Source organism: Mycobacterium marinum (genome assembly GCF_003391395.1).
Taxonomy (GTDB): domain Bacteria; phylum Actinomycetota; class Actinomycetes; order Mycobacteriales; family Mycobacteriaceae; genus Mycobacterium; species Mycobacterium marinum.
Map to the genome: position 1 here is coordinate 1,809,646 of NZ_CP024190.1, position 25,735 is coordinate 1,835,380.

The 25,735-nt window shown below is 64.6% G+C and carries 23 protein-coding genes and 2 pseudogenes; 14 read left to right on the forward strand and 11 right to left on the reverse strand.

The features are described from left to right. Positions 1 to 9 precede the first annotated feature (9 nt). The 4 genes from CCUG20998_RS07615 to CCUG20998_RS07630 form a co-directional block, all read right to left on the reverse strand. Positions 10 to 1,077, reverse strand: a complete 1,068-nt coding sequence (locus CCUG20998_RS07615) for an NAD(P)/FAD-dependent oxidoreductase (RefSeq protein WP_020724573.1) — start codon at positions 1,075 to 1,077, stop codon at positions 10 to 12. Beyond that, the gene (locus CCUG20998_RS07620) at positions 1,074 to 2,009 is read right to left on the reverse strand and encodes a Gfo/Idh/MocA family protein (protein ID WP_081650981.1); all 936 of its coding nucleotides are present in this window, start codon (positions 2,007 to 2,009) and stop codon (positions 1,074 to 1,076) included. The genes CCUG20998_RS07615 and CCUG20998_RS07620 overlap by 4 nt, the downstream gene beginning before the upstream one ends. 2 nt (positions 2,010 to 2,011) lie before the next feature. Then, the gene (locus CCUG20998_RS07625; protein ID WP_020728098.1) at positions 2,012 to 3,313 is read right to left on the reverse strand and encodes a UDP-glucose dehydrogenase family protein; all 1,302 of its coding nucleotides are present in this window, start codon (positions 3,311 to 3,313) and stop codon (positions 2,012 to 2,014) included. 124 nt (positions 3,314 to 3,437) lie between these two features. After that, a complete protein-coding gene (locus tag CCUG20998_RS07630; protein ID WP_020728099.1) occupies positions 3,438 to 4,388 on the reverse strand; it encodes an NAD-dependent epimerase/dehydratase family protein in 951 nt (316 codons plus the stop codon). Positions 4,389 to 4,440: 52 nt separating this feature from the next. Between CCUG20998_RS07630 and CCUG20998_RS27485 the strand changes: the two genes are divergently transcribed. Both CCUG20998_RS27485 and CCUG20998_RS28355 read left to right on the forward strand, forming a co-directional pair. Further along, complete coding sequence (locus tag CCUG20998_RS27485; RefSeq protein ID WP_142399710.1) at positions 4,441 to 4,653, forward strand: hypothetical protein; 213 nt, start codon at positions 4,441 to 4,443, stop codon at positions 4,651 to 4,653. A gap of 381 nt (positions 4,654 to 5,034) precedes the next feature. Then, positions 5,035 to 5,354, forward strand: a pseudogene (locus CCUG20998_RS28355) (transposase); the annotation flags it as partial. An 11-nt stretch (positions 5,355 to 5,365) separates the two neighbouring features. Here the strand turns inward: CCUG20998_RS28355 and CCUG20998_RS07635 are convergent. Further along, positions 5,366 to 5,677: pseudogene (locus tag CCUG20998_RS07635) on the reverse strand (Hsp70 family protein); the annotation flags it as partial. Positions 5,678 to 5,759: 82 nt separating this feature from the next. Beyond that, positions 5,760 to 8,036, reverse strand: a complete 2,277-nt coding sequence (locus CCUG20998_RS07640; RefSeq protein ID WP_020728101.1) for a carbon starvation CstA family protein — start codon at positions 8,034 to 8,036, stop codon at positions 5,760 to 5,762. Between the two features lie 523 nt (positions 8,037 to 8,559). On the opposite strand from CCUG20998_RS07640, the gene CCUG20998_RS07645 reads away from it, so the two are divergent. The 4 genes from CCUG20998_RS07645 (at position 8,560) to CCUG20998_RS07660 (ending at position 12,695) form a co-directional block, all read left to right on the forward strand. Further along, entirely contained in the window at positions 8,560 to 10,053 is a 1,494-nt protein-coding gene (locus CCUG20998_RS07645) for a multicopper oxidase family protein (protein WP_231389640.1), read from the forward strand. After that, positions 10,050 to 10,769 carry a hypothetical protein gene (locus tag CCUG20998_RS07650; RefSeq protein WP_036455301.1) on the forward strand — a complete coding sequence of 240 codons (720 nt, stop codon included), beginning with the start codon at positions 10,050 to 10,052 and terminating at the stop codon, positions 10,767 to 10,769. Before CCUG20998_RS07645 ends, CCUG20998_RS07650 begins: the two co-directional genes overlap by 4 nt. Before the next feature lie 245 nt (positions 10,770 to 11,014). Further along, positions 11,015 to 11,599 (forward strand): hypothetical protein, encoded by a 585-nt coding sequence (locus CCUG20998_RS07655; RefSeq protein WP_036450758.1) that lies wholly within the window; start codon positions 11,015 to 11,017, stop codon positions 11,597 to 11,599. A 124-nt stretch (positions 11,600 to 11,723) separates the two neighbouring features. Further along, positions 11,724 to 12,695 (forward strand): IS481-like element ISMyma6 family transposase, encoded by a 972-nt coding sequence (locus tag CCUG20998_RS07660; protein WP_012394229.1) that lies wholly within the window; start codon positions 11,724 to 11,726, stop codon positions 12,693 to 12,695. Here the strand turns inward: CCUG20998_RS07660 and CCUG20998_RS07665 are convergent. After that, positions 12,692 to 13,426, reverse strand: a complete 735-nt coding sequence (locus CCUG20998_RS07665) for a Crp/Fnr family transcriptional regulator (RefSeq protein ID WP_036455772.1) — start codon at positions 13,424 to 13,426, stop codon at positions 12,692 to 12,694. The two genes, CCUG20998_RS07660 and CCUG20998_RS07665, sit on opposite strands and share 4 nt — an antisense overlap. Before the next feature lie 205 nt (positions 13,427 to 13,631). On the opposite strand from CCUG20998_RS07665, the gene CCUG20998_RS07670 reads away from it, so the two are divergent. Then, the gene (locus CCUG20998_RS07670) at positions 13,632 to 14,114 is read left to right on the forward strand and encodes a hypothetical protein (RefSeq protein WP_231389641.1); all 483 of its coding nucleotides are present in this window, start codon (positions 13,632 to 13,634) and stop codon (positions 14,112 to 14,114) included. Positions 14,115 to 14,118: 4 nt separating this feature from the next. Here the strand turns inward: CCUG20998_RS07670 and CCUG20998_RS07675 are convergent, their stop codons facing one another. Beyond that, complete coding sequence (locus CCUG20998_RS07675) at positions 14,119 to 15,660, reverse strand: ATP-dependent DNA ligase (protein WP_036455305.1); 1,542 nt, start codon at positions 15,658 to 15,660, stop codon at positions 14,119 to 14,121. Between the two features lie 108 nt (positions 15,661 to 15,768). Here CCUG20998_RS07675 and CCUG20998_RS07680 point away from each other — a divergent pair, with 108 nt between their 5' ends. After that, positions 15,769 to 16,527, forward strand: a complete 759-nt coding sequence (locus CCUG20998_RS07680) for an SDR family NAD(P)-dependent oxidoreductase (protein ID WP_020728108.1) — start codon at positions 15,769 to 15,771, stop codon at positions 16,525 to 16,527. A 110-nt stretch (positions 16,528 to 16,637) separates the two neighbouring features. Beyond that, a complete protein-coding gene (locus CCUG20998_RS07685; RefSeq protein WP_020728109.1) occupies positions 16,638 to 18,803 on the forward strand; it encodes an acyl-CoA dehydrogenase family protein in 2,166 nt (721 codons plus the stop codon). 33 nt (positions 18,804 to 18,836) lie between these two features. On the opposite strand, the gene CCUG20998_RS07690 is transcribed toward CCUG20998_RS07685, so the two are convergent. Continuing rightward, the gene (locus CCUG20998_RS07690) at positions 18,837 to 19,511 is read right to left on the reverse strand and encodes a winged helix-turn-helix transcriptional regulator (protein WP_020728110.1); all 675 of its coding nucleotides are present in this window, start codon (positions 19,509 to 19,511) and stop codon (positions 18,837 to 18,839) included. Positions 19,512 to 19,676: 165 nt separating this feature from the next. Here CCUG20998_RS07690 and CCUG20998_RS07695 point away from each other — a divergent pair, with 165 nt between their 5' ends. Continuing rightward, positions 19,677 to 20,507 carry a class I SAM-dependent methyltransferase gene (locus CCUG20998_RS07695; protein WP_020728111.1) on the forward strand — a complete coding sequence of 277 codons (831 nt, stop codon included), beginning with the start codon at positions 19,677 to 19,679 and terminating at the stop codon, positions 20,505 to 20,507. On the opposite strand, the gene CCUG20998_RS07700 is transcribed toward CCUG20998_RS07695, so the two are convergent. Next, positions 20,508 to 20,858 carry a Zn-ribbon domain-containing OB-fold protein gene (locus tag CCUG20998_RS07700; protein ID WP_020728112.1) on the reverse strand — a complete coding sequence of 117 codons (351 nt, stop codon included), beginning with the start codon at positions 20,856 to 20,858 and terminating at the stop codon, positions 20,508 to 20,510. It lies immediately after the preceding gene. A 56-nt stretch (positions 20,859 to 20,914) separates the two neighbouring features. Here CCUG20998_RS07700 and CCUG20998_RS07705 point away from each other — a divergent pair, with 56 nt between their 5' ends. The 3 genes from CCUG20998_RS07705 to CCUG20998_RS07715 all read left to right on the forward strand — a co-directional run bounded on the left by CCUG20998_RS07705 (position 20,915) and on the right by CCUG20998_RS07715 (position 24,683). Further along, positions 20,915 to 22,108, forward strand: coding sequence for a thiolase family protein (locus tag CCUG20998_RS07705; RefSeq protein WP_020728113.1), 1,194 nt, complete (start codon positions 20,915 to 20,917; stop codon positions 22,106 to 22,108). Positions 22,109 to 22,130: 22 nt separating this feature from the next. Continuing rightward, complete coding sequence (locus tag CCUG20998_RS07710; RefSeq protein WP_036455774.1) at positions 22,131 to 23,597, forward strand: FadR/GntR family transcriptional regulator; 1,467 nt, start codon at positions 22,131 to 22,133, stop codon at positions 23,595 to 23,597. Between the two features lie 123 nt (positions 23,598 to 23,720). Next, the gene (locus CCUG20998_RS07715; protein ID WP_020728115.1) at positions 23,721 to 24,683 is read left to right on the forward strand and encodes a sensor histidine kinase; all 963 of its coding nucleotides are present in this window, start codon (positions 23,721 to 23,723) and stop codon (positions 24,681 to 24,683) included. A 41-nt stretch (positions 24,684 to 24,724) separates the two neighbouring features. Here CCUG20998_RS07715 and CCUG20998_RS27805 read toward each other — a convergent pair whose 3' ends face one another. Beyond that, positions 24,725 to 24,877, reverse strand: coding sequence for a hypothetical protein (locus CCUG20998_RS27805; RefSeq protein ID WP_020728116.1), 153 nt, complete (start codon positions 24,875 to 24,877; stop codon positions 24,725 to 24,727). 311 nt (positions 24,878 to 25,188) lie between these two features. Between CCUG20998_RS27805 and CCUG20998_RS07720 the strand changes: the two genes are divergently transcribed. Further along, positions 25,189 to 25,719 (forward strand): 2-isopropylmalate synthase, encoded by a 531-nt coding sequence (locus CCUG20998_RS07720; protein WP_020728117.1) that lies wholly within the window; start codon positions 25,189 to 25,191, stop codon positions 25,717 to 25,719. Positions 25,720 to 25,735: the final 16 nt, after the last annotated feature.

Sequence of the window (25,735 nt, forward strand, 5' to 3'; positions counted from 1 at the left end):
CAAACCCGGTTAGTTGCGGGAGCGTAGCGACTCGGCGACTGCCTGGCCGGCCGCCACCGCGGTAACGATCTTCCCGGAGAAGATGGACAACGTCGTGTCCGTGTGCCATTTGATCAGGGTTGGCCGCTCATCGGTGCCGTCTACGTCGGGCAGGACAGTACGCACGCTTAGCAGCGAACCCACGTGGCGTGCGTGCCGCAGCCCCCTGACAAATCGCGATGCGCTATCCAACATCGCGGTGACTGCACTGTCCGGCATTGGCACCGGTGCACCGGTGGCCAACGGCGCAGAAGTGTCCGACGGGGGCTCGAAGACGGTAGCGACAGTGCGGTGCCGGACGCTGTGCTCCACGTCATAGAGGAGGAACTGCCCGGTATTGCGGCCGTAGGGCGAGAGCGAGACGAACGGACCGTCGATGACCACAATGTCGATGTCGCCGCTCTCGACACCTTCCAGCACCGCCACCTCGCAAACCTCGAACTGCCGGCGCTGGACCGGAATGCCGAACTCGGCCAGCAGACTGTTGTTGCCATGGTTAGCGGCCAGGACCACAAAGTCGTAACGGTCCTGTATTTTTGGATCCGCCGGTGTGTGCGTGCGCACATTGACTCCGGCGGAGAGAAGCTTCGAGCGAGCGGTTAGAGCCAAACGATTCGGATCGATCCGTGACTCCTTCGCCGAGACCAACAATTGCACCGCCGATTGTTTGACCGCGGGATGGCTCGTCGGTTCTACCGGCAGGTTCGCGGCGGCGCAATGAGCCATGAATTCCGCGCCGGTAACCAAGCTGCCTTTCGCCGCGACCGCATACATGTGATGGGTGCCGTCGATTATCGCCTGGTTGTACTCGGCCCGAAAAGATCGCTCGCTGTCCCGGGATTCGACTGCCGTCGCCAGACTGCGGGGATAGTGATACCCGCGATGAAGCCGGAAGATGTTGCAGCCGGATGCGCCAGTCAGAATGTCGGAGCTACGTTCCACCAGATCAACTCGCCAACCGTCGCGGGCCAGCGACAGCGCCGTCGAAACGCCGAAAATTCCCGCACCGACAACGCAGACATGTTGTTTCGCGGTCAATGGAGTCTGCTTCGAACGGGCGCTGCGGCGGCGAGGGCCTCGGAAATTAGCGTGGTAATCGCGACTGACCGGTCGATTTCGTGCCGCATTGCATCTGACTCGCGGCGGTGAGCGAAGAACCAGTCCACCTCTCGGCGCAGCGGTTCTGCGGCTCCGAACGTTGCGCGCTGCAAAGCCCTCTCGGATGACATCTGGTCGTGGTGGACCAGTTCATGGTCGGTCCACTTCCAGACCTGACCGGTAGTGGTTCGCACAACGAGTTCCTTGCGCTTGACGATTCCTGTGCGGCCGTCGAGCCTGATGTCGATGGGTACTCCGGAAGTGGAGGTCCACCGGCACCGGCACAGCCCATCTCCGACGTGGATCGACACCTCTGGCGGCAGTTCGCCAAGCAGAACCGAGGCTATAGCGAGCTCGTGCGGCAGCAATTCCCATTCGGGTCGCCCGCCTAGCGCGGGTCTGTTCCAGTGGAAATCCAGGTGAGCGATGTTCTCGATCGCTAGCGCGCTCCGCAATGCGGCGAAAGCGGGGTGGTGTAGATAAACGAACCCGGTGAACAACGCTGCATTGGTAGCACGTGCCGCGTCCGCCAGTGCGCGCGCATCGACGGAATCTGTGCATAGAGGCTTTTCGACAAAGACGTCTCGACCCTGATGAAGACCCATCAGCGCTAGCCGACTGTGAGTGGGAGTCGGCGTTGCGACAACGAGCACATCTGCGGGGGTCTCGCCGATCAGCTGCTCGGCGTTGGAGCCGATCGGAACATTCGGATATTCGGCTGCTAGAAACTGCATCGTCGAATTTGTACGAACCACGAAGCCCGCAGGGACAGCGCCATGGTCCAGGAAGGCTCGGATCAGTTTCTTGCCCCAGCGCCCAGCACCGCAAAACAAAACCCGCTGTGGCGCTAGAGGTGGCGCAGACCGCGACATCGTCACGTGGACGACCGCCCAACGCCGACGCAGCGTAGACCGGCCTCACCTAGGACGTCGGGATCTAGCAAGTTGCGGCTGTCGATGACGGTGTGTCGTGTCACACCGGAGGCCACCCGCATCCAGTCCAATTTCTGGAACTCCGGCCACTCGGTGAGTACCACTAGGACCGCCACCCCAACGCAGGCGCCGTAGGGCGATGTGGACAGGGCCATGATGTTTCGCCAGCCGGGCTCCGCCATTTCCACGGCTGGATCGTAGGCGCGCACCACGGCCCCCTCAGCGACCAAACCCTCCACTACCGCCAAGGCGGGCGAACACCGCATGTCATCAGTACCCGCCTTGAAGGTCAGCCCAAGAACTCCAATCGAAGACCCGTGCAGGCTGCCGCCGGCCGCCGCGCGTACCTTATCCACCACCAGCCTGGGCTGCCGGTCGTTGGTTTCAGTGGCCGCATCCAGCAGGGGAAACGGCATAGCAACTGAGCGTGCCATGTGATGCAGGGCCGCGGTGTCCTTGGGCAGGCACGAACCGCCCCAGCCAGGGCCGGGACTCAGGTACCCGCTGCCGATCCGCGGGTCGCGCCCGACTGCATCGAGAACCGCTATGCCGTCGGCGCCCAGGCTCTCAGCAAGTTGGGCCATCGCATTCGCGTACGACAACTTTACGGCCAGAAATCCATTTGCCGCGTACTTGGCTAGCTCTGCGGTAGGTGGATCGGTGCATACAACGTCACTGTCGATGCCATCGTAGAGGGCGAGAACCCGCTCCGCTGCTCGCACATCGTCAGCACCAATCACGATCCTGGACGGGGAGAAGAAGTCCGCAATCGCTGTACCTTCGCGCAGAAATTCCGGATTGCTTACCACCGAGATGTCCGGTCGACCGATCAATGCCGCGATGCGCCGCGTGGTGCCGACCGGCACCGTTGACTTAGTCACCACGATGCAACCGCCGGGCAGTAACGAGCCCAGTTCATTCACCACAGCCCATACTGCGGTGAGGTCCGCGGCGCCGTCCCGTCCGGTCGGCGTAGGCAGGCACAGGATGACGTAGCGGCTGCCAGCAACAGCCGCTGCCAAGTCGCTACGAAATCGAAGGGCACCCGATGAGACGCCTTGGTTGACCAGTCGCGGTAGGCCCTGCTCGACAATCCGTACCAACCCGCTCGCCAGTTCGGCGACCTTCAGATCGTCGATGTCGACACATTCGACCGTATGGCCCACCGATGCCAGACAGGCAGCCGTGGTGAGTCCCACATAACCTGCACCGACAACTACCACCTTGTTACTGATGCTCGCCATGAGAGTCACCTAGCCCGAATCGGTGAAGCGGCCGGCCCGTGGAGACCACGTTGTCTCGTCCCGGCGCGCTCGGTGCCTGGTCCCCGCCGAGGCGAGTCCGAAAAGGTTTCCGAACATTGCCGAACTACTTTGCAATCTGCAATGACGATTGGAACCAGTCAACGGTATGTTTCAGGCCATCCCGAAGACCAATTTCCGGATTCCAGTTCAGCAGGTCGCGGGCCCGGGAGAGATCCGGGCAGCGTTGTATCGGATCGTCTACCGGCAACGGCCGGTAGACAACGGAGTGGCCAATTCCGGTGATATCGCAGACCACAGCAGCGAGTTCGGCGATGCTGATCTCTTCCTGATTTCCGAGATTGACCGGACCCACTTGTTCATAAAGTTGTGCGAAATTGATTATCCCTCTGACCATGTCATCTATATAACAGAACGACCGGGTCTGCGTGCCGTCACCGAAAATGGTCAATGAGGCCTCCGTCAGCGCCTGCCGTACAAAGTTCGACACCACCCGTCCGTCGCCAGGGCTTAGCCTGGGGCCGTAGGTGTTGAAGATTCGCACGATGCCGGCGTCCAACCCGTGGGCTCGGACGTGAGCTGCGATCAACGCCTCCGCGTACCGCTTCGACTCGTCGTAGGTGCTGCGGGGGCCGATCGGATTCACGTTGCCCCAATAGCTCTCGGGCTGCGGATGTATGAGCGGGTCGCCGTACACCTCGCTCGTGGAGGCATGCACTAACCTGGCGCCCTTCTCGAGTGCCAATTCAATTACGTTCTGGGTCCCGACGGATCCAGTGTGCAGCGTCTTGATAGGCCACTTCGTATACTGTTTTGGCGACGCCGCGCACGCGAAGTTCAGGATGAGATCCACTCGGCCGTCCACTGTCCACTCGGAGCAGACATCGGTCACCATCATCTCGAAATACGGACGACCGATATGTTTCGTAAGATTTTGTGACGAACCCGTCGATAGATCGTCAACCACTACGACATTCCAGGAATCCAATACCAGGGCGTCAACTAGGTGGGAACCCAGAAATCCTGCCCCGCCGGTAACTACGGCACGTCGAGTCATCGTTCGCCTTCATCATAGATTGCGTATCGCCGCGATGTGATATCGGAAGGCGATGATTGATTCTGTTGCGATTAAGAGCGCCGCATCGCGCGCCTTATCTGGCGAATACCTCGTTGCCGCCACTCTGGGCGACAACGAGATTGCAACGAAAGAGCCGCCCATCTGGGTGCCAATATGTCGGCAGCGCATCACAATCGGGCCGATGGGTACCACGCCCTGGCGGCCGGATCGCGCCCATGGCAGTGAAGAAACAGTGTTCGCGTGAAGACTGTTGGTGTATTCAGCTTCCATTGGTGCAGTGAGAGGCGTCTTTGTTACTGGGCCAAATTAAACCCCCTGGGGGTACCTGTGTCAACTGGGATCGGCGAACGTCCCAAAATCCGGTGCCGCCGACTGGTCGTACTTCGGCGCGCAACCAATACCACGCTGGGGCGCCCCAGGTGTCTGAAGTCTTGTTTGCTGGGTTCGGGGAGTTTCGCCACGCTGGTGCCAGAAAACGACTGGTTAAGCAAGTCGTGGGTGGACTGTGAGCTAGCTGCTTCTAGCCGAAAAGTCACCGGCTCGATCCGGGTTAGGTCCGTTTTGACCTGGATTGATAGCCTCAGTTTCCTCGGTGCGGAAAGGGTTGAGGCCATCGTGTTTCGTACTGGGTAATGAGTGCTTGTTGTGGGAGTTGAGCCTTCCTGAAGAATTGCGCAAGTTGCCAGAGGAGTTAGCTCGTGTCGTTGCGCTGCTAGATGATGAGGTGTTGTTTGGGCCGGCCGTCCAGGCCAATGGAAACGTACCTGCGGTTACTGTTTTGAGATCTCGCTTTCCGCTGGACTATGAGTCGCTGCGCCGGGAGGTGACCGACTCGACCATCTGGCGGCGGTTTGCCGTATTCCGCTGGACGGGTCGGTGGCGCATTCAACGATGCTGATGAAGTTCACCACGCACTGCGGGTCGGTTGCGATCGACTGGCTCAACTAGGCGCTGTGTTGCAGATCGTCTTTGAGCTGTTCGAGAAAGCGGGCTAGCAGCTCGGTCAGCCGGTAGCTGCGGCCGGCCAGGCTGACTTCGGTGTGCGGTCCGGCGTCGTTGAGTAGACGTTTGAACGAACGCAGCACCGACCAGCCGGGATCGCGGCGCACGGCGGTTGCGTCCAAACCGAAGCGCAGCTCACCGGCCGCGTTGGCGGCGATGGCCGAAGGCCATGCGTCCAATCCGTCGAAGGACACGACGGGATAGTTGCCGCTGTCGACGACCGCAGCCACGGTGTGGGTGGTGCCGAAGTCGATACCGACTCTCATTGCGCACAATTCTAGGGCGCTACAACGCAGTTGGGCACTACCTGATTTCCGGCGCGCCGATCCCGGATTGATCAGCGGGCGGTCATGATGGTCGTCCACCTTGCGTGTCGGCCAGCGCCGACCACTGTTGCGCTACCTCACGTTCGACGGCGGTGGGAACCAGGCCGGCGGGGGCGAACAGCTTCGACGGCATTGGCTCGTCTTCGGTCAGCGGGCGAGCGCTTCCGCGAAGTGCCTTGTAACACATTGCTATTCCAGCGATCACAATGATGATGACAATGCCGGCGAAGACGATGGACAGGATCCCCTGCACCAACGTGTTGCGGATGACGTCGTCGAGCTGGTCGACATTGGCGGCCGAACCGAACGCCGTCTTGCCGGCGTCCTTGGCCTCCTGGTACCGAAAGTGCTGGGTCCAGTAGCCGACGGCGGGGTCACCGGAGAAGATCTTTTGCCATGACGCCGTCAAAGTGACGATGAGGTCCCACAGCAGTGGGACGCCCGGTATCCAGGCCCACTTCAGGTGACCCTTCTTGATCACGATGACGGTGATGACCGTGAGTGAGATCGCGGCCAGTAGCTGGTTGGCGATACCGAACAGCGGGAACAGCGTGTTGATCCCGCCCAATGGGTCGGTGACGCCCAATAGCAAGGTGCCGCCCCATCCCGCAACCACCAGTATGGTGGCCAACCATGCGCCCGGGCGCCAGCTCGGATTCTGCATCTTGCGCAGCGGCCCGCCGAGGTTGCTCAGCGCATCGGACACCATGAAGCGTGCGGCCCGGGTGCCGGCGTCGACGGTAGTCAGGATGAACAGCGCCTCGAACATGATCGCGAAGTGGTACCAAAATGCTTTGAGGCCGATGCCGGCAAGGGCGCGGTTCATGATCTCCGACATGCCGAATGCCAGCGTTGGTGCACCGCCGGTGCGCGACACGATCGAGTGTTCGCCCACGCCCGCGGCGGCCTGGGTGATCTGGTCTGCGCTGGCCGGATTTCCCGATAACCCGAGTCCGTTGACGTAGTCCGCGGCGCTGGCCGCCGTGCCGCCGGTCTTGGCGGCGGGGGCATTGAGCACGAAATACAAGTGCTGGTCCAGGATCGATGCGGTGAGCAGTGCGATGATCGCCACGAAGGACTCGGTCAGCATCCCGCCATAGCCGATCAGGCGCATCTGGCCTTCCTTCTCCAGCATTTTCGGCGTGGTGCCCGAGGAGATCAGCGCGTGGAATCCGGACAGCGCGCCGCAGGCGATGGTGATGAACAGAAACGGAAACAACGCGCCGGCGAACACCGGCCCGTCACCGGTCATGGCGAATCGGGAAACGGCCGGGGCCATGATGTCGGGCCGAACAACCAGCACGCTGACGGCCAGCAGCGCGATGGTGCCGACTTTCATGAACGTAGAAAGATAGTCACGCGGTGCCAGCAGCAACCACACCGGCAGTACCGACGCCGTGAAGCCGTAGATGATCAGCAGCCATGACAGGGTGACCGGTGAGAGGCTGAACCAGGATGCACCCCATGATGTTTCGGCAACCCAGCCGCCGGAGACCACGGCCAGCAGCAGCAACCCGATCCCGATCACCGACACCTCGGCGACCCGCCCGGGCCGCAGGAACCGCAGATAGCAGCCCATGAACAGGGCGATCGGAATGGTCATCGCGATCGAGAAGACACCCCACGGGCTTTGTGACAGCGCCCGCACCACCACCAGCGCCAGCACCGCGATGATGATCGTGATGATCACCGGCACCCCGATGAGCGCGGCCACCCCGGCTGTCGCGCCGAGTTCGTCGCGCACCATCTGCCCGAGCGAGCGCCCGCGCCGCCGAGTGGAGATCCACAACACCAGGTAGTCGTGCACGCAGCCGGCGAATACCGCTCCGGCCACAATCCATATGGTGCCGGGCAAATAACCCATCTGGGTGGCCAAAACCGGACCGACCAGCGGACCGGCTCCGGCGATGGCGGCGAAATGGTGGCCGAACACCACCCGACGGTCGGTGGGCACGTAGTCCATGCCGTCGTCGAGATATTCGGCCGGGGTGGCGTGATCGTCGCGGGGGCGGACGATCTTCATTTCGACCAACCGCGCATAAAAACGAAAGGCGATGATGTAAGTGCACCCAGCCGCGGCGACAAGCCAAACGGCGTTGACCGTCTCACCCCGGGCGAAGGCGATCATCGCCCAGGCGACGGCACCAACGGCGGCGATCACCCCAAAGACGATCTTGTGCCGGAAGGTGATCGGGGAGCGGTCCACGATCGCGACCGGCGGTAGATCGGCGTCGGTGCGGATATAGCTGACGTCCGCGGAGCGGTCTTCGATTCGATCCGGCGGGGTCGACTGGGCCACCGGCGCCTCCTTGCTGACAGGTGGTCGTTGTTCCCGGTGATCCTTGCACCATGAGGGGGATGTGCGGAACCCGAGAGCGGCATCCGCCACTGTGGCGCCCCGTCGTCTGTCGGCCACTGCCCTGGGTCCTCGGCCGGCGCATCGTCTCCAAATATGCAGATCTCGAAAATTCCTTCGGGCCAATACAAGAGGCGGCCTTTAACGGCATTAGGTAGCGCGAAATATGAATGCGCCCGGATGTCATCCAGATTGTCATTTGGATGACACAATTGCCCGCGCTGGTCGTGCTGAATTTGGCCGCGCGAAATGGCGCATTCTTGGCTAAGCTCCCGTTGACGAATCGGAAAGCACAGTAGGGACTTGGCGGTTGGCGACTGTGAATCGCAGGGCGTTCCTGGCTCTTATGGCGGCAACTGGCGCGGCCGGCGCGATAAGAGGCGCATCGGCGCCAGCACACGCGGGCGGTGACGAGCTTCGTGACCTTCCCGAATTCTCAAGCGCAAACGGTGTTTTGGATACGGAGTTGAGCGCCGTCACCAATGTTGTCGAACTCGATGGCCGTCAACTGACCTTGGAGACGTTCAACGGCCAGTTACCCGGGCCCATCCTGCGAATCCGGCCGGGTGACAATCTGCGGGTCTTGCTCAAGAACCGGATTGTCCCGGTCGGGATCCCCACCAACAACGTATTCATGCTGCCCTATTGCGCCTCCAAGTCCAACGACGCGCGTTATGACACCCGGCGGGCCTGTGTCCACGACCTGTGGAACAAGTGGGAGAGACGGCAAACGCTCGCGCAAGAGGATGTCGACATCAACTTGCACACCCATGGCCTCCAAGTGAGCCCAGAAGACCCCGCGGACAACGTCTTTCTGCAGATCGGCCCGCTAAACGATCACCAATACAGCTACGACATCCCAAAGGATCAGCCGGCTGGCTTGTATTGGTACCACCCGCATTTCCACACGGCGACCGCACATCAGGGCTGGAACGGGCTCTCCGGCGCAATCATCGTCGAGGGCGACATTGACGCGGTGCCCGAGATCGCCGCCATGCGTGAGCGCACCATCGTGATCAACGAGCTGTGGATCGCCGATGACAGCGGCGAGGTTCCGTTCACCGTGGTGGCGCCCATCGCGGGCGATGTGCCGTTCGCTTCCTTTCCCTCAGTGCCGTCGAGCATGTACTACACCGTCAACGGCCAACTCATCCCAGACATCACCATGCAACCGGGTGAAGCCCAGCGCTTTCGGGTGCTCAACGCGTGCCCGCATCGGTCGATATGGCTGCACGTGGAAGGGCATTCACTCGAGCAGATCGGAACCGATGGGACGCCCTACGCCGCCCCGCGCACGCGCCAGCACATTTTCTTGGCCTCGGCCAACCGGGCCGAGTTCATCATCAAAGCGGGCGAGCCCGGGCGCTACCGGATCTACGCCGAAGCCTACGACCAGGGACACCCCGGTGGCCCCCGCCCTTATCTGCCGCTGGCCACCCTGGTGGTGCGCGGCAAACCGACCGACACACCGATGCCGAAGACCCTGGTGGAGCCGCCACGGATGCCGAACCTGCCGGTGTCGCGGCGCCGGGTTCTGGTGTTCTCCGGCGATATCAGCGGGCGGACCGGTATGGGAATCCAGTTCCTCATCGACGGTAAGGAGATGAATATGGACCGGATTGATCAGGAGGTCGAGGGTGGCACGGTCGAGGAGTGGACGATAGTCAATGAGGACGTCTTCCAGCACCCCTTGCATATCCACATAAACCCGTTCCAGGTTGTCGACGTCCAAGGGATCCCAGCAGGTGACACCAGTTGGGCGGCGGCCTACGAGCCCGACATCTGGTGGGACACATTCCGCCTACCGCCGTACGGCAGGTATACGTTGCGGACCTACTTCCGTCCGGACGTGACCGGAAAGACCGTCTATCACTGTCACATCCTGCCCCACGAAGACCGGGGAATGATGGGCATCTTGCTCGTCGATCCCCCAGGGCAGTATCCGAAGGGGGCGCCGTGAGGCTGCGCCGCCCGCTGCTGGCCGCATTCATCGCCGCTCTGGTGTTTGCCGTCGGTCCCGCGGTGGCCGAGCCCGAAGATGCCCAGTTGCCGCTGCACAACGAGGGTCGCTATGTCTTCACCCAGCAGCATCGGGACAATCTGAGTTGGTGGAACCGCACCTGGACTCCGCAACTGGTGCCCAAGGGCGCGATGCTGGAAGTACAGCTTCCCAGCACCCCGGTGCACTGGATTCCCTACGGAGAACCGGAGTGTCAGCCGAGCCCAGGCTGGGACTGGGCCGAGATCAGCGGTTCCTGGTACCCCGACGGTCCGCCGCGCCATCAGCGTGTGCCGGTGCAACTGGTCGGTCAGCGTATTGTTCCCAACCCAAACCGCATGAGGGAGTCGGCCAACCCCTATGAACTTCCGGGGGTCTACATCCCGTTCGACAAGCGAGTGTTGGGCAGCTCGACCCTCAGTGTGTTCGAGTACCGACTCGAGACCGGTGCCCCCGACGACTATTGGGCGGGCAGGGGCCTGGCGACGATATGCCTTCGCCCCGAACCGATTCCCGAAGATGTAAGGGTGCTGGGCTTCCCGCCCGATACTCCGCCCACCTTCGTGCTTACCTTGGTGGTCGGCGTGCGACAGGCATCCTATGGGGGTGGTCTGCCGCCGACCCCACTGCCGGCACCGCCGGAGGTGCGCCCCATGCCCGACGAGCCTGCGTCATAGGCACTCCGGTACAGAGATTGCAGATGGGAGGTCACTACGATCCGGCTAGGAGCCGACGAATGGCGCGACGCCTTTCAAAAGCATTTGATCAGAATGTAATTCGGACTTCGCGCTGGCATCTAGGATCAGGGCAAACCCCAGAGTTTCGGCTGCCGTTGATACGGATTAGCACCAGCCACGCCAACAGATCTGCCCGACGATTTCGAGATGGCAGCCATGGGATGCCCGGCGTACGATACGAAGCCATGCGAGTTGCGGTGTACGCATGGGTGTCGATCGCGGCGGTGCTGGCCGCCGCCGTCGGCCCTGGACTCGCACCGGATGTTGCGCGAGCGGATCCACCAGGAGCGCACACAATCACCTACATCGCGAAGGTGGATGCCCCGATCTCCAGCGGACGGGCCATCTACATGGTCAACGACACCTACACGGCAACCGCCCCGTTGAGCGCGACCGGCCGCGAATTCACCACCACTACGATGCTGGCCGATCCGGCGAAAGCGGGGATGCAAGTAAGTATCCCGTGGCCGTACTCGGGCAATGTGCACTGCGAAATCGATGTGGACAACCACATTGTCGCGCAGGTGGATCAGTTCGTGGCGTCCACGCCCGGCAACGGCGACCCCAACTCCTACGGAGTGGTGTCGTGCGGCGCGGGGTCGTTGCCCGTGCCGCTGTGGTGGGCGAAAATCTGCGACGCATGGTGGTGTACGGATACGTCGTTGCCGTCTAACGCCCGTGATCAAGCCCGCGCCGACGTGACGCGGGACTCGGATCTGGGGCGCAGTCCTTCGTGGCCTCCGCCTGACCCAAATGAGCCGGCCACCTAGTTCGGGCTGCCGGCCTAGCTGTAACTCCCAGCGAGGTTGTGAACGGCGTGGCTAGCGGGAAATAGGTGAGGACCTCCGGTATCGGTGTGGTTACCACACACACCCCGATCACCGAGAGGTCCTCATGTCCCACGCTAATGCCTCATTGACTCCGCGGGGGCGGTTGCGGCTGGCCCGCTGTGTCGTCGATGACCGTTGGACCTATGCCCGAGCCGCCGAGCGGTTCCAGTGCTCGACGGCCACGGCCAAGAAATGGGCTGACCGTTACCGCGTTGGCGGTCCAGAGGCCATGGTCGATCGCTCCAGTCGTCCGCATCGCAGTCCAGGTCGGCTTCCCCAGCGTCGGGAGCGGCGCATCATCAAAATCCGCTTCACGCGGCGCTGGGGGCCGCACCGCATCGCCGCGCATTTGCGGCTGGCCCGCTCGACGGTGGAAGCGGTGCTGCGCCGTTACCGGATGCCGTTGCTGCGCGATCTCGATCAAGCCAGTGGGCTGCCGGTGCGCCGGCCCCAACCGCGCCGTTACGAGCATCCCGCACCCGGGGATTTGGTTCACCTCGACGTCAAGAAGCTAGGTCGCATTCCCGACGGTGGTGGGCACCGCAAGTTGGGTCGTCACGCCGGTCGACGCAACCGTAGCGGCGTGGGGTATGCGTTTGTGCACCATGCCGTCGATGATCATTCGCGGCTGGCCTACTCCGAGATCCTCACCGACGAACGTAAAGACACCGCCGCAGGGTTCTGGTTGCGGGCTAACGGGTTTTTCGTCGATCACGGGATCACCGTCAAGCGTGTGTTGACTGACAACGGAAACTGTTACCGGTCAAAAGTTTTCGCCGATTCACTCGGCGAGGAGATCGCCCACAAGCGCACTCGCCCGTACCGTCCTCAGACCAACGGAAAAGTCGAGAGGTTCAACCGCACCCTGGCCAGCGAATGGGCCTACGCGCAGACCTACCTGTCGGAGGTCCAACGCGCGGCAACTTATCAGGACTGGCTGCACTACTACAATCACCATCGACCCCACACCGGCATCGGCGGAAAAACACCCATCGAACGCCTACGCGTTCACAACCTGCCAGTGAAGAACACCTAGCGCGCTCTGGCGCTGAGCCCGTTGACGTCAACGATCGATATCTCGGCGTAGCCGACGGCGATCAACCCGTCACGTTCAAAGCCCTTGAGGATCTTGTTCAGAGACGGCCGCTGCACACCGAGCATCGCCGATAGCGTGCGTTGCGCGAGTTGTACTGATCCTTCCGATGATTCGTCGAGCAGTAGCTGGGCAACCTGAGCCGGAAGCGGTCGGCCCAGCAGGGCAATGAGCCGGGCTTGCCCGGCTGAGACGCGCTGTGCGACCGATGACAGCCAGCGCCGCGCGATGTTGGGGTGGCCTGCCAGTAGGCTCTCGAAGTTCGCCCGGTCCAGATAGAGGCAAGTGCTGTCCTCGAGCGCGCGGGCGGTATAGGCCATCGGCATCTCCAGCAACAGCGGAATGTCTCCGTCGACATCGCCGCCGCGCAGCACATCGACGACTGCGCGCCGCCGCCCCGCACCCACCGCGAGCTCGATCTGTCCCTGTCGCACAATCCACACCCCGGTCGGATCTTGGCCGAGATTGAAAAGTACTGCCCCGGAGGTGAACTGATGTTGACTAAGGGTTCCGGCGAGAGCCGTGAGGTCGTTGGGATGCAGCGGCGCTGCCGCTCCCCGCCCGACGCAGCGGGCCACCCACGCGGCGTGGCGGACTTGCGACTCACTGGGTTGCGCGCCACCGGTGAAAAGGGTGACCGCCTCTCGAAATCCCGATCCGCGGCGTTCGCTCATCGTCGTGCCCTCCTAGATTCCTGTAATCCTGATGACATTTCCGCGGTGTGCGCAAGGTCTAGCGGATTGAGTGTCAGCGGCGCCGCTTCTCATGCGCCGACGTACGGAGGTATTCGAAATGGCAACTGCTGCTTCATCTGGCTCGGAGGCATCGACAATATCCCGCCAGGCCGTGCGAGGCCTGCTTGTGGGCGGGGGAGCGGGTGTGCTCGCCTCGCTGGTGATGGCGATGTTCGCGATGCTGGCCGGCGCCACGCTGCTGCACAGCGGGTTCTTCACCCCGCTCTATCGCATCGCCGCTACGTTCGTCGGCCCCGACGCGATGGTGCAGTCGATGCGGGCGGCCACGGCGGGACAACTGTTCACCTTCATCGCCGCGCCGGCGGTGCTGGGCGCGCTCGTGCACATGATGGTGGGCGCGGGGTATGGCGCGGTCTTCGGGCTGATTGTGGACCGGGCGCGACTGCGCGGCGTCGCCCTGGTCGGCGCGGCGCTGGTCTGGGGCCTGGCGGTTTTCGCGGTCAGCACCTGGATTGCCCTGCCCGTTTCGGCGGCGCTGTTCGGCGGCGGGGATCCGGTGCGCAACATGGCGGCTGCGGCCGGTTACGGCCCCTTTGCCGTCCAGCACCTGATCTACGGGGCGGCGCTTGGCCTGCTCCTGCTCCTGCTCAAACCGGCGAACCGCTAGCGCGTCAATACAGCGCCCGCACGGTGTCGATGGTGTCTGCGTCGGCCGGCCCCTTGTCGTCGCGGTAGCGCACCACCCGGGCGAAGCGTAACGCCAGCCCGCCGGGATAACGCGAGGACGCCTGCACGCCGTCGAAGGCCACCTCGACCACCTGCTCGGGGCGCAGCGCGACCACATAGCCGTCGGTGCCCCCCACGGCAAGTTCGGTGAATCGCGCGGTCTGCCAGTCCAGCATGGCATCGGTCATGCCTTTGAACGTCTTGCCCAGCATCACGAATTCGCCGGTGGCGGCATCGCGGGCGCCGAGGTGAATATTGGACAGCTTGCCGCGTCGTCGTCCTGACCCCCACTCCACCGCGAGCACCACCAGGTCCAGCGTGTGCACCGGTTTGACCTTCAGCCATCCGGCGCCGCGGCGGCCGGCCAGGTAGGGCGCGGTGGGGGATTTGGCCATCACGCCTTCGTGGCCGGCGGCCAGTGTTGCCTGCAGAAAATCGGTCGCCGCGGCCGCGTCTGCGGTGGTCAGCCGATCGACTCGGTGCCGGGCCGGCACCACGGCGTCCAGGGCTGCCAGCCGGTCGGTGGTCGGCGCATCGAGTAGGTCGCGTCCATCCCGATGCAAGATGTCGAAGAAGAACACCGACAGCGGCTGTTTGGCTTGGGCGGCAGCGACATTCACCGACCGGCCAAATCGTGATGCGGTGACCTGGAAGCGATGCGGCCGGCCGTCTGGTTGCAGGGCAATCGCCTCGCCGTCGGCAACAAGGTCGCTGACCGGCAGCGCCAGCGTTGCCTGAACCACCTCCGGCAGGCGGGCCGTGACGTCGTCGAGGCTTCGGGTATAGACGGTGACCTCATCACCGGTTCGGTGGATCTGAACCCGGGCGCCATCCAACTTTGCCTCGAAAATTGTTGCACCGCCATGGCGTTCGAGGGCATCGGTGATGCTGCCGGCGCTCTGCGCCAGCATTGGCCCGATCGGTCTGCCCGCCCGCAGCGTGAACGAGTCCAGCGCGCTGGCCGCGCCCGATGACCCGGCCGCCAGGCACGCCGCCGCCACCGTCGGTAAATCCCCGCCCAGCATGGCGGCTCGTTGCACCGCCGTAGCGGGGACTTCGGCGGCCCTGGCGACGGCGTCGACCATGATCCCGGCCAGCGCGCCCTGGCGCAGTTCGCCGCTGAGCAGCCGCACCAGAAAGGCCTGCTCGGTTTCGGTCGCAGCGGCGAACAACCGCGTGATGAGTTCGCGGCGGTGGGCCGCAGACCCCTTACCCGACACCGCGCCGATCTCGCTGAACGCCGCGTCGGTACCGGTGACGGTGAGCGCCGGGCTACCCGCGGCCGCGGGCAGCGACCGCAACGCGGCCCAGCCCACGCCGATCTGGCGCTGCCGCAGCTCGCCGGAGAGCCACGCCACGACGATCGCGACCAGGTCCGGGTCGGGGGCGGCGGCGCGCAACAGGTCGGCAATCCGTTCGACCTTGGCCAGCCGAGACGAGGTGCCGCCCACATTAAGCGAAGTGCTTGCTATGTCGATGAGGAGCACGTCTCGAGCTTGGCATGAGTCGCCGACATCAATGCACGGTAGACGCGCTAGCGTTCCGAGATAACGTTACAAATTGTCATGATTCTGGCAAGGCATCGGGAGGTCCGGATGGAGATCAGCGGCAAGAAGGCCGTCGTTATCGGCGGCGCGTCGGGGATGGGTCGTGCCACCGCCGAATTACTGGCAAAACGCGGTGCTGACGTGGCGATACTGGACCGCGAGGGGTCCGACGGCAAGAGTGTTGCCGAGGCGATCGGCGCGGCGTTCTACCCGGTCGATGTCACCGACTTCGCCGGCACCGAAGAGATCCTGCAGACCGCGGTTGATCGTCTCGGCGGTCTGCACGTCATCGTGACCACCGCCGGCGGTGGTATCGCCAAGCGGACCCTGACCAAGTCCGGTCCACACGACCTCGAATCCTTCCGCTCCGTGGTGGATCTCAACCTCATTGCCACCTTCAACATCAGCCGGCTCGCCGCCGCGCACATGGCCGACAACGAGCCAGAGGACGACGAGCGCGGCGTCATCATCAACACCGCATCCATCGCGGCCTTCGAGGGCCAGATTGGGCAGGTCGCCTACACGGCCGCCAAGGCCGGAATCGCCGGCATGTGTTTGACCATGGCCCGCGATCTGGGCTCGATGGGGATCCGGGTGCTGGCTATTGCGCCGAGCCTGTTCCTCACCGGGCTGACCGCGATGGTCCCCGACGAGATGGCCGCCCAGCTGGTCAAGGACGCCGCCTTCCCGAAGCGGATGGGCCGGCCCGAGGAATACGCCAAGCTGGTCGCGGCCATCGTGGACAACCCGATGCTCAACGGGCAGTGCCTGCGACTGGATGCGGGACAGCGGTTCGCGCCCAAGTGAGTGACCCCACAAACCCCGCCGATCGCACCGCACATATTTGAGTACACTCTTTAGGTGATCGGCCGGGCCCGTAACGAGGCGAGCTTGGCAGTGCCGCGAGGAGGGCCCTGATGGGTATCGCATTGACCGACGACCATCGCGAGCTTGCCGAGGTAGCCCGCGCGTTCTTGACCTCGCAGAAGGCGCGCTGGGCGGCGCGTTCGCTGCTCGATTCACCCGATGAGTCGCGACCACCCTTCTGGCAGGACATGGTCGAGCTCGGTTGGCTCGGCTTGCACATCGACGAGCGTCACGGCGGCTCCGGCTACGGATTGCCTGAACTTGTCGTGGTAGTCGAAGAACTCGGCCGTGCGGTGGCGCCCGGACCCTTTGTGCCCACCGTTATCGCTTCGGCGGTGCTCGCCAAGAAGGGCAGCGACGAGCAGCAGACGCGGCTGCTGCCGGGCCTGATCGACGGCACCGTCACCGCCGGCATCGGCCTCGACGGCAACGTACGGGTCGAGAACGGGGTCGCCAGCGGTGATGCCGGGATCGTGCTGGGCGCGGGACTGGCCGAGCTGCTGCTGGTCGCCGCGGGGGACGACGTGCTGGTGCTGGACCGCGGCCGCAGCGGTGTGTCGGTGGAGGTTCCGGACAACTTCGATCCCACGCGGCGCTCGGGGCGGGTGCGGTTGCACGAGGTGAAGGTCAGCGCGCAGGACCTCTTGCCCGGCGCCCGGGCCGCGGCGCTGGCCCGGGCCCGGACCGTGCTGGCCGCCGAGGCGGTCGGCGGCGCGGCCGACTGCGTCGACGCCGCTGTCGCCTACGCCAAGGTGCGCCAGCAATTCGGTCGCACCATCGCCACTTTCCAAGCGGTGAAACACCATTGCGCGAACATGCTGGTGGCCGCCGAGTCTGGGATCGCCGCGGTATGGGATGCCGCGCGGGCAGCCACCGAGGACGAAGAACAGTTCCAGCTCATCGCCGCAGTGGCCGCGCTGCTGGCGTTCCCGGCCTACGCGCGCAACGCCGAACTCAACATCCAGGTGCACGGCGGGATCGGATTCACCTGGGAGCATGACGCGCATCTGCATCTACGCCGGGCGCTGGTGGATGCGGCCCTGTTGGGCGCGGAAGCGCCGGCTCGTGATGTCTTCGAGCGCACCGCCGCCGGAGCGACGCGAGAGAACAGCCTGGACCTGCCCGCCGAGGCCGAAGAATTGCGTACCCGGATCCGGGCCGACGCCGTCGAGATCGCTGCCCTCGACAAGGCTGCCCAACTCGACAGGCTGATCGAGACCGGTTATGTGATGCCGCACTGGCCCAAGCCGTGGGGGCGCGCGGCGAATGCGGTGGAGCAGCTGGTGATCGAGGAGGAGTTCCGCAAGGCGGCCATCAAACGCCCGGACTATTCAATCACCGGCTGGGTGATCCTGACGCTCATTCAGCACGGGACCGCTTGGCAGATCGAGCGATTCGTGGAGAAGGCGCTGCGGCAGGAGGAGATCTGGTGCCAGCTGTTCTCCGAGCCGGAGGCCGGATCGGATGCGGCCTCGGTCAAGACCCGCGCCACCCGGGTCGATGGCGGCTGGAAGATCAACGGCCAGAAGGTGTGGACCAGCGGCGCGCAGTACTGCGCCCGCGGTCTGGCCACCGTACGCACCGATCCTGACGTGCCCAAACACGCGGGCATCACCACGGTGATCATCGATATGAAGTCGCCCGGGGTCGAGGTCCGCCCGCTGCGCCAGATCACCGGTGGTTCGGAATTCAACGAGGTGTTCTTCAACGACGTGTTCGTTCCCGACGAAGATGTCGTCGGCACGCCCAACTCTGGCTGGACGGTCGCGCGGGCGACATTGGGCAACGAGCGGGTCAGCATCGGCGGCAGCGGTGGCTACTACGAGGGCCTGGCCGCCAAGCTGGTCAAGCTGGCCCAGAACGGGGCGGATCGATTGGCCGGCGCCGAGACTCGGGTCGGGTACTTCCTGGCCGAAGACCACGCGCTGCGGCTGCTCAACCTGCGCCGGGCCGCGCGCAGCGTCGAAGGTGCCGGTCCGGGGCCGGAGGGCAACGTCACCAAGCTCAAGCTGGCCGAACACATGGTGGAGGGCGCGGCCATCTCGGCGGCCTTGCTGGGCCCCGAGATCGCCCTGCTGGATGGCCCCGGCGCGGTGATCGGCCGGATGGTGATGGGCGCTCGCGGCATGGCGATCGCGGGCGGCACCTCGGAGGTGACCCGCAACCAGATCGCCGAGCGGATCCTCGGCATGCCGCGTGATCCTTTGATCAACTAGCGCCCGCGGCTCGGGGTCATCCGCCTCGCGGGCTCAGGCCGGGCGGGGGACCGCCGCCAGGCGCGATTGGCCGAGCCAGGTCGGCACCGACCGGCGCACCTGCGCCGGCCCGTCGATGCGCACCCCGCCGTTGAGCATCGCCCGCGACCAGGACTGGTCCCCGCGCCAGAGCTGAGTCAGCGTGAGCAGGCTGGTCTCGACGGTCGCGGCAACCTGATAGCCGGGGTCGAAATCGCACACGTCGGCCTCTCCCTCGGACACCAGCAGCCACCAGCGTGCGGCTTTGGGTGCCACACCGGCCAACCGGAACGCCAGGACCGTGCGGGCCCGCGGCCACGCGTCGATGGGTACGGTGCGCCGGATATCCCACATCAACAGGTGCGGATCGAGGTCTTCGTCGCCGAGCTCTGGTATCCAGCGAATGCCCCACTCGCCGAGTGCATCCACCACCGTGGCGAGCTCGCGACCGCAGGTTGTCAGCGAGTACGAGGTGCGCCCCTCGATATCGCTGCGTTCAACGACACCGGCCTTGGTCAACGACTTGAGTCGCTTGGACAACAACGCCGGTGACATTTTGGGTACCCCGCGGCGCAGGTCGTTGAAATGCGTGCTGCCCAGCAGCAGCTCCCGAACCACCAGCAGCGTCCATCGTTCGTCGAGCAACTCCATCGCCTTGGCGACCGGGCAGAACTGGCTGTATGTGGACATCGCGCAAGACCCTCCAGTCGACTGTGTCCAGTAGACGCCGTGGCGATCGAATTGACTAGTACAGATTGTGTACCGCCGCAGGTTCACATCTGTCACTGGAAGTGATTCAGCGCCGGCCCGACGATGGTGATCAGTCATCAGAACAGCCCAGAAAGGTAACTCGTCATGACGACCCTGGCCCGGACCGAACCGACCGATCGCGGTTACGAAAGCAAGCATCGCGCCCTGTGGGCATTGGGCGACTATCCGGCCGTGGCCACCGATCTGGTGTCGCCACTTGGCCCAATCCTGTTGGAAGCCACTCGAATCAGCGCCGGTGACCGGGTGCTGGATGTCGCGGCCGGATCCGGCAACGTGGCGATACCGGCCGCGCTGGCCGGGGCTGACGTCATCGCCAGCGACCTGTGCCCGAACTTGCTCGAGTATGGCCGGGGGCTGGCGGCCGCCCGTGGTGCCAGCCTGCGCTGGGTGGAGGCCAACGCCCAAGCCTTGCCGTTCGACACCGATGAGTTCGACGCCGTGGTTTCCTGCGTCGGCGTCATGTTCGCGCCGTATCACCAGCCCTGCGCCGACGAGCTGGTTCGAGTGTGCCGGCCCGGCGGGGTGATCGGTTTGATCAGCTGGACCCCAGGCGGATTCATCGGTGAGATGTTCACGACCATGAAGCCCTACCTGGCCCCTCCGCTACCGGGCGCCCAGCCGGCGCCGCTGTGGGGAACCGAAGGCCATGTCCGTGAGTTGTTCGCGGATCGGGTCACCGACTTTGCCGTTCGCCGCGGTGCGTTGCTGGTGGACGAGTTCGCCGACGGTGCGTCCTTCCGTGACTACTTCAAAGCGAACTACGGGCCCACCATTGCGGCCTATCGCGCGATAGCGGCCGAACCCGATCGTGTCGCGGCGCTGGACGCGGAGCTGGCCGCACTCGGCGACCGGTATCTGGCCGGCAGCTCGGCGATGGAATGGGAGTACCTGCTGGTCACCGCGCGCAAGCGGTGATCAGCGCCCGGCCGGTGCGAAAAGCGGCGCCCCGCCGGTGCCCCGCTCCGGCCGGATAGCGACCGGCATGCCACAGGTCACCGAATCGGGTTCGCAATCAACGATATTGGCGGCCACTCGCAGCCCAGCTTGCTCGCTGAGTTCTACCAGGGCGATGACGTAGGGCGTCGGGATGTCCGGGTGGTACCGGTGGTGGTTGACCGTGTAGGTAAACACCGTGCCGCGCCCGGATACCGGACGTGGCACCAGCGCGGCGCCGCACTCATCGCACCGTCCGGTTGCCGGGTGTACCCAGCGAGCGCAAGCATCGCAGTGCTCGATGAGCAGCGAGAAGATCGGCTCGGCGGACACGCCCAATACAGTACACTTTATTAATTCGTGTACGCGGGGCCTTCGGACGGTTGCAGATGAAGCACTTCGAGAAAGACGCGATCCTATCCGGTATCGGGATTTCGCGGATCGGCCGTCGAACCGGCATCCCCGGGCTCGAACTGACCATGGAGGCGGTGCGGGCCGCCGTTGCCGACGCCGGCCTGACCCCAGCTGATGTCGACGGCATCGCGACGCTGGGTGACACCCCGGCCGCCGACGTCAACGCCGAACTGCAGATCGACGCCCCGGACTGCGGAACCGGCTTCGGTACCGGCGGGTTGTTGAGCCCGGTGATGTCGGCCTGCCGTGCCGTCGCCGAGCGGCGCGCCCGTCATGTGATCGTTTACCGGACCATTCAGATGCTGGGCGGCGCCGTTGCGCTCCAACCGGAGCAGGACGCTCCCGCCCCGCCGCTGGCCCGCATGTTCGATGTTGCCGAGGGTGCCCCGCGTCCGGCGGTGGGGCCGATGGACGACATCACCGATCTGATTGCGGCGCATGCCTACTCGGCGGCGAACTGGCTGGCGCTGAACTGCCGCCGCCACATGGAGCTGTATGGCACCACCAGGGAGCAGCTGGGCTGGGTCGCCCTCAACGGGAGGCGCAACGCGGCGTTGAATCCGCTTGCCGTTTATCGCGAACCCATGACCATGGCCGACTACCTGGGGGCGCGCCCGGTGTCCACACCATTGGGCTTGCTCGATTGCGATGTGCCCATCGACGGCTGCGTCGCGGTGCTGGTCTCGACCGCCGAATACGCGCGTGATTGTCCGCACCGCGCTGTCCGGGTCGAGGCAATTGGGGGCTCCGATGGGTCCGGCGGCTGGTTTCACCGCGCCGACTATCCCAAGATGGCGATGTCGGACGCCGCGGCGCAGATGTGGTCGCGCACCGCGTTGAAACCAGCCGATCTCGAGGTCGCGCAGTTGTATGACGGCTTTACGTTTCTGACCCTGGCCTGGCTGGAAGCCCTGGGCATTTGCGCCGACGGCGAAGCCGGCCCGTTTGTCGAGGGCGGAGCGCGAATAGCGCGTGACGGGAAGCTGCCGCTCAACACCTACGGTGGCCAGCTATCGGCGGGACGCATGCATGGCTACTGGGCACTGCATGAAGGCTGTCTACAGTTGCGCGGGGATGCGGGGCAGCGGCAGGTGCCGCGCCGCCCAGAGGTCGGGGTGGTTTCTGTGGGCGGAGGACCGATTGCCGGATGCATGTTGTTGACGTGTTGAATCAGCTGGTGGGGTGGGGCAGTTGAGCGTTGAGCCGGATGTGATCCGGGCGGACAAGCGAGCCGCAAGAGTCGCCCGCCACATTGAGGCCGAGATCGTGCGCCGCGGGTGGACAGTGGGGGCGTCGCTGGGTTCCGAGGGCGCTCTGCAACAGCGGTATGGCGTAAGTAGATCGGTGCTGCGTGAAGCGGTTCGGCTCGTCGAGCACCATCAGGTCGCCAGGATGCGTCGCGGACCCAACGGTGGGCTGCTCATCTGCGCGCCCGATGCCGGACCTGCGACCCGGGCCGTCGTTATCTACCTCGAATATCTCGGCATCACCCTGGGGGAATTGCTCGACGCGCGGCTGGTGTTCGAGCCGCTGGCGGCCTCGCTTGCCGCCGAGCACATCGACGAAGCCGGGATCGACCGGCTGCGAGCGGTGTTACGCGCGGAGGAACAGCGCAAGCCGGGGCTGCCGGCTGCGCGTGACGAGTTCCATGTGGCGCTGGCGCGGCAGTCGAAAAATCCAGTCCTGCAACTCTTTATCGAAATCCTGATGAGGTTGACCCGCCGCTACGCGCTCACTTCGCGCACAGATACGGTGGCCGAGGCATTTGAGGCTGTCGACCAGATGCACAACGACCACGCGGCCATCGCTGCAGCCGTCACGGCGGGGGATTCGGCGCGTGCCAAGACGCTCAGCGAGCAGCACGTGCAACAGGTGACCGGTTGGCTGCAACAGCATCAACCTGGCGGGGATGCCAAGCTGGCGCACGTGCCGCGCCGGTCGCTGCGGCTGGACTCCGAGACCCCGCCCGGCAAGCTCGCCGAAGTGTTGGCCGCCACGATCGCCGACGACATCGCCGTCAGCGGCTGGCAGCTCGGTTCGGTCTTCGGGACCGAAACAGCGTTGCTGCACCGCTATCGGGTGAGCCGTGCGGCGCTGCGGGAAGCCGTGCGGCTACTGGAGTATCACTCGGTGGCGCGTATGCGCCGCGGTCCCGGTGGTGGGCTGGTGGTCACCAAACCACAGTCGCAGGCCAGCATCGACACGATTGCGCTCTACCTGCAGTACCGCCAGCCCAGCCGCGAGGATCTGCGTTGTGTTCGCGACGCCATCGAGATCGCAAACGTAGCCAAAGTCGTGGAGCAGCGCGCCCGGCCCGAGGTGGCATCGGTCCTCGACGAGCTGGGTGTGACCAGCGACTTCGCCTTCGAGGACGCCGCAGACGCTGCCCGCAAGGTCGCCGTCGAGGAGTTCGGCTTTCATGTCGGGCTGGCTCAGCTGGCGGGCAACGCACTATTGGACTTGTTTCTGCGGATAATCGTCGAATTGTTTCAACGGCACTGGTCCAGCACCGAACACCAGCAGCCGACGTTCAACGATGTCGGCGCCGTCGAACATGCGCATCAGCGGATTCGCGAGGCGATCATCGCCGGCGATGACAGCCTGGCCCGCTACCGCATCCGCCGTCACCTCGATGCTGCGGCGTCCTGGTGGCTCTAGTCGCGGTGCCGGGGATCTGACAAACCCATAGAGCCCGTGCATAGCAACGCCTCTCGACGGGTATGCCGATAGCCAAGCGAGAGGCCGGTCCAGCGGGGTGCCGGCGCAGGCGGGAGCGTTGAGATGACCACTAGCACGGCGACCGGACAACGGAACTTTGTCCATTCCGCGCTGCTGTACCACTCCCAGCATGAGTATCTGGAATCGGTGCAGGGCTTCGTTCGCGAGGCGATGGAGCTCGATGAGCCGGTCTTGGTCGCGGTGCCCACCGACCGGCTGGCGCTGCTGGGTACCCGGCTGCGCGGTGGAGCCAGGGCCGAGCTGCAAATGATCGATATCACCGAGGCCGCCCGCAACCCGAGCCGGCTGCTGGCCCTGCAGAATGCGTTCGTGGCGCGACACCGCGGTCGGCGGGTCCACATTGTCAGCCAACTTGTCTGGCCGGGGCGCACCGTGGACGAGTGTCTGGCCTGCATGCAGCACGAGGCGGTGGTCAATGCGGCGCTGGAAAACGACAGCGTGACGGCGCTGTGCCTCTACGACGCCGAACGAATGGAGGAGGAGGTGCTCGCCGACGCCCGCGCCACCCATCCGTTGCTGTGGAAATGCGGGTCGCCGCAGCGCAGCGCCAACTACGCGCCGGCTGAGGTCCTGGCCCGGTGCAATCGGCCGCTACCACTTCATCCGGGCGCCGTTACCTACCTGGTGCGCGAGAGCACCGACCTGCGGCCCGCGCGCTCGTTCGCCGTCGACTACGCGGGTTGGGTCGGTTTGTCACAGGAAGGTCTCACCGATCTGCAGTTGATCGCCACGGAGTTGGCCACCAACAGCCTGCAATACGCCGACGGTGGCTGCCAGCTGGCATTTTGGCGTCACGATGAGCATCTGGTGTGTGAGGCGCGCGACGGCGGGGAGCTCGGTGACCAGATGGCCGGACGTCACATCCCCGGCGGCAGCGGAACTGCCAGCCGCGGACTGTTCCTGGTCAACGCCATGGCGGATTTGGTCCGCACGCATACCTCGGCAAGCGGCACCACCATCCAGGCCTACCTACGCCTTGATCCGATGCGAGGCCAGACCGGATAGCGGCCCGCATACCCGCGGGCCGTCAGCCAGGCGAACCAGCCCTACTGTTCTTCTGGATATGTTGGGACGACCTGCTCCACGGGTGACTCGCGTTGTGTTGAGCAACCCGCCGACGCCACGGCGAACGCCGCGGCGAGTACCACGACCACCATCCGGATTGCCTGCATGCCCTTGCTGGTTTTCCTCGCGCTCATTACCGCGCCTTCCGCTAGCCCCAATCCCCACAACCTGCGATTTGTATCGCAAGCCGATGCTAACGCCATCGTTTGGCGACGCGAGCGGTTTTCGGATCTTTGGGCGGCCCGGTTACGCCTGCGCGCGGCCGGTGCAAACAAAACCCGCTTGCGCCGGTCGCCGACCCCGTCTAATGTCACCGTTCGTGCGTCTTCTCGAGCGTGCCGTAGTAGCCAGCACCCGCAGCGGGGTCTGATCCAGACCGACCCCCCGCTGTGGGTCGGAAGCTACTGCCGTCGGTCGCTCCTGCGAATCAGAGAAGACCGCCACCATGACTCTGCTCACCACTTTCGATCTGGACCTCGACCCCGAACCGATCGACGGTTCGGCGCGCAAGCCAGGCGCGCGAGCGCATTTCGCGGGAATCTTCGGCGTCGACTTGCCGCGCGGACTGCGCGAGCAGGCCGCCACGATGTCATGGGATCGCTTTGTCGCGACCTATGGTCGCACCGCCGGTCCGGTCCGGTTGGGGCACTGGGAGTGCACCGACGCGGATCGGCCATCCGGGCGGCTGGGGCCGCAGGCCCGCAGCTTCCGCGCGATGATCGCCGTCGGGGATCAGATGAGCACCTCGACTGCCGCCGCGGGCGGCCCGATGGCAGCCCTGACCGCGATGCTGCACGACCGCGCGATCATGGTCGAGACGCTGAAATTCCATCAGGTGCAATCCGGCCCACACACCGCGACGTTCATCTACGGAACCGACGGGGTGCGCTTCCAGTGGGCTATGGGCTGGTCGCAGGACCCGACTCAATCCGCGCTGCGTGCGCTGATCGCCTGCGCTAACCGGCTGCTCGACTGATGTCCGGCTCGGCTGG